General features: G+C 30.2%; 5 protein-coding genes. 1 reads left to right on the top strand and 4 read right to left on the bottom strand.

Translation table 11 applies throughout. The annotated features are described in order from the left end of the window. The 4 genes from ACVC2P_RS19495 to ACVC2P_RS19480 all read right to left on the bottom strand — a co-directional run. Positions 1–343 (bottom strand): hypothetical protein (locus ACVC2P_RS19495; RefSeq protein ID WP_452600119.1); only part of this gene is annotated, 343 nt, incomplete at its 3' end. A gap of 35 nt (positions 344–378) precedes the next feature. Continuing rightward, on the bottom strand, positions 379–996 hold the full coding sequence (locus tag ACVC2P_RS19490; RefSeq protein WP_452600118.1) for a glycoside hydrolase family 19 protein: 618 nt from the start codon (positions 994–996) through the stop codon (positions 379–381). 5 nt (positions 997–1,001) lie between these two features. Next, complete coding sequence (locus tag ACVC2P_RS19485; protein WP_452600117.1) at positions 1,002–1,913, bottom strand: hypothetical protein; 912 nt, start codon at positions 1,911–1,913, stop codon at positions 1,002–1,004. 132 nt (positions 1,914–2,045) lie between these two features. Continuing rightward, a complete protein-coding gene (locus ACVC2P_RS19480; protein WP_452600116.1) occupies positions 2,046–2,711 on the bottom strand; it encodes an HAD family hydrolase in 666 nt (221 codons plus the stop codon). Positions 2,712–2,808: 97 nt separating this feature from the next. Between ACVC2P_RS19480 and ACVC2P_RS19475 the strand changes: the two genes are divergently transcribed. Next, positions 2,809–3,252 (top strand): zinc-dependent peptidase (locus ACVC2P_RS19475; protein WP_452600115.1); only part of this gene is annotated, 444 nt, incomplete at its 3' end.

The raw sequence follows: 3,252 nt of genomic DNA, 5'->3' as shown, positions 1-3,252 counted from the left end.
GTTGTGCACTTAATACATTTTGTAAAGAATCTTTTTTTCTATTAATAACAGGTATAATACTTTCCATTATTTTTGGAAGCGATTTCTTATAATCTAAAGTATCTGGTAACAGTTTCTCATAATTCTTTATCAATGTTGGTGTATATTGGTTAGTTATAAAAGAATTAATCACTTGCTTTCGTTCTTCAAACAATTGGTTTACCAAAGTAATGTTTAATTGGTGCATTTGGTCTGCTTCCTTTATAACCTCTTGTGTTAATGTTACTGTAGAGCTTGGTATGCTAGCACAAGCAAAGCACATTAAACTTGTTATACATGCAATAATTATAGTTTGTTTTTTCATTAGTTATATATGTTAATATCGACTTGATTCTGTTATTATATTTTAAATAACTTTTTATATTCATCCAAATAATGCTGTCTATGTTCTAATCCATTAAAACCACCATTAATGCGCTTAGTTACCATATGTATATCATCTGCATCTGCATATTGGTTAATTTTTCTTTGTTTCCAAAACCAACAAGCAGAAGCTAATGCCCATTGAGGTGTAGCAACTAAATCTGGATTAGCAATAAAGTCCTTATTTACGGCTTTAGAAAAGGATTCGTAATTAGATTTCCCTGTTAATTGTATTAGGCCTCTTCCCCTATACTTCCATCCTTCTCCACTAGACTCTGCGCCATTTCCCATTCTATTAGCATATACTCTATTTGCTATTTTTTCTGGTTTTCTTGCATAGTTGATAGTACTATCTAAAGTAGGAAAATATTTTCTAAAAATATTATATAGTGCTTTACCAGAGTAATTTAAATTTTCTGTAACATACTTAAAGCCACCACTTTCATGCGTTATCTGCGCTAAAAAATGAGCTTGCCTTAGTGGTGTATTTATTTCATAATTGTCTACAATTGCTATAAATAAAGGCGCATAAGGCTTAGCATAATTCCAATTTACATCTGGTATAACAGCATTAAATTCTGCTTCTGTAACCATAACTTTTAAGCATTTTTTGTTGGTACGAAAATGTTTTTCACTCTATCTATTACACCTTGTAATATACTAAAAATAGCTTCGGAAGAAAACCCACCTATAAGAGCTAAAACACTTTTATTAAATAAATTAATAGCTTCGGCATCTGTAGTATAAAAGGAAATAACTTCAGACATTAATAATCCAGCTATAATACCTAATACAATTTGTGCAGCATATTCCATTGTTTCTTCTGGAACTAAAGTTCCGTTTAAAACTGAAGCACTTACTCTTTTTAATATAGAAAATAGAACACCAAGTCCAGAAACAGATGCTAAATACCCTAAGTTAAGTAACAAATTAATACCATTATTTGCCATCATACCTTGATCTAAAGATTCATTACTTACTTCTTTAGTTTGACCAGTAAATATAAAAACTGCTAAAAAGAAAATTGCTAATAATATTAAGTTTCGTACTAAAGGAAGTTTACTAAAAAAGGTTTTATCCTGGCCTTTTTCATGAAGCTTTTTGGTATACTCTATAGATTTTGGGGTAGCAGGCGCTATGTTTTTGCACAATAAATTATGAGCATTAATTAAATCGTCTACATTACTATTTTGTATTAATGCGTTTACTTCTGTATTTATTATAATTCCATTATACACAGCAAAAGATAACATGTTATTTATCTCTAAACTTAATTTATCTATAACTTGCTGAGAAATGCCCGATTTTGCTGTATCTATCGGTTTTATATTCTGGTCTGTTACAGTCGCTTTGTTTGTGTTTGTGGTTGCGCTAGGTTGTATTGTAGCTTTAGGAGTGGATGTTGTTTTTTTTGATGCTCCTTTTTTTGTTGTATTAGTTTTAGGTGTAGTCGCTTTTGTTTCTACTTTAGGTGTAGTTGTTTTTGGCGTAATAGGATTGGTATCGGCCATTTTGTTTAGTTTTAGTTAGTTATTTTATGGTGTGATAAAAATAAGGATTACTTTAATTATAGACCCCCGTATAAATACGCTATTTATTAGAACATTTTAAATATACTAAAAAAGCCAAACAATAGATTCTGTTTATTTTATTACCGAAAATGTTTTTATGGCCTCATATCTAATAGATTTAAAATCGTTAATTACCATATCTGCTAAACTATAATCTTGGTTCTTAGAATTTATACTATCAAATCCAACGCAATAAACACCCGCAGCTTTAGCGGCTTTAATACCGTTTGTAGAGTCCTCAATAACAATACACTCCTCTCTTTTATGTCCCGATACTTTTGCTGCTTTTTCAAAAATTTCTGGATGTGGTTTAGACGCTTTTAAATCGGCACCACTTAGTTTAGCAATAAAATACTGATCTAAGTTAAAGCGCATAAATACATTGTTTATAGTAAACATAGAGGCAGAAGATGCTAATACTAACGTAACACCATTATTATAATAATCTTTTATTAAATCTAAAACACCATCAATAAGTTGTAAACTAGGATCATTATGGAATAAATTTGTAAAAGCAGAACGCTTACTCTGTACTAATTCTTCAGGATCATTACTTAAATTAAAGTGGTCGCATAAACGTCTGCAAATGTTTATAGTAGATTGCCCTGTAAACGATTCGTATAAGGCTGTAGACACCTCAATATTAAACGCATCAAACATCATATAATACGCTTTATGATGCAACGGTTCTGTATCTACAATAACCCCATCCATATCAAAAAGTACTGCTTTAAGCATAATTTTATTTTTAGTTAAGCGAATATAATTATAGTTCTTATATTTAGTTGCTGTTATTACAATTTTATAATAGAAAATTAATCCTATATTAATTTACATGATTACATTTATCATTTTTGGCTTTTTAGTTGGTTTTGCTATTATTGCCCTATCAAAAATAAAAAGAAAACCGGTAGCCACTTTCCCTAAAGATTGGCACCCTATTTTATTAGAACATGTTTTATTTTACAGAAACCTATCGGCATCTAAACAGGTATTATTTCAAAAACGAATGATGGCTTTTTTAAGTGAAGTACATATAGATGGGGTTTCTATAAACATTGAAACTCTAGATAAAGTCTTAATTGCTGCCAGTGCAGTTATTCCTGTGTTTGGTTTTAAAGAATGGTATTATAATAATTTAAGTGGAATTATTTTATACCCAGATACTTTTAACGAAGACTTAGAATTCTCTAATAAAGGAAAAAAAAGACGTATCCTAGGCATGGTGGGAACAGGACGTTTTGAAAAACAAATGATTCTTTCTCGTAAAGCACTACGC

The sequence above is a fragment of the Pontimicrobium sp. MEBiC01747 genome, from assembly GCF_053601635.1.
The sequence above is the reverse complement of the archived record's forward strand: the minus strand, read 5'-3'. Positions and strand labels throughout refer to the sequence as shown.

What these genes read in the sequence shown, in the direction of transcription:
- ACVC2P_RS19490 (WP_452600118.1), bottom strand. Translation starts at nt 996, where the DNA reads ATGGTTACAGAAGCAGAATTTAATGCTGTTATACCAGATGTAAATTGG.
- ACVC2P_RS19485 (WP_452600117.1), bottom strand. Translation starts at nt 1,913, where the DNA reads ATGGCCGATACCAATCCTATTACGCCAAAAACAACTACACCTAAAGTA.
- ACVC2P_RS19480 (WP_452600116.1), bottom strand. Translation starts at nt 2,711, where the DNA reads ATGCTTAAAGCAGTACTTTTTGATATGGATGGGGTTATTGTAGATACA.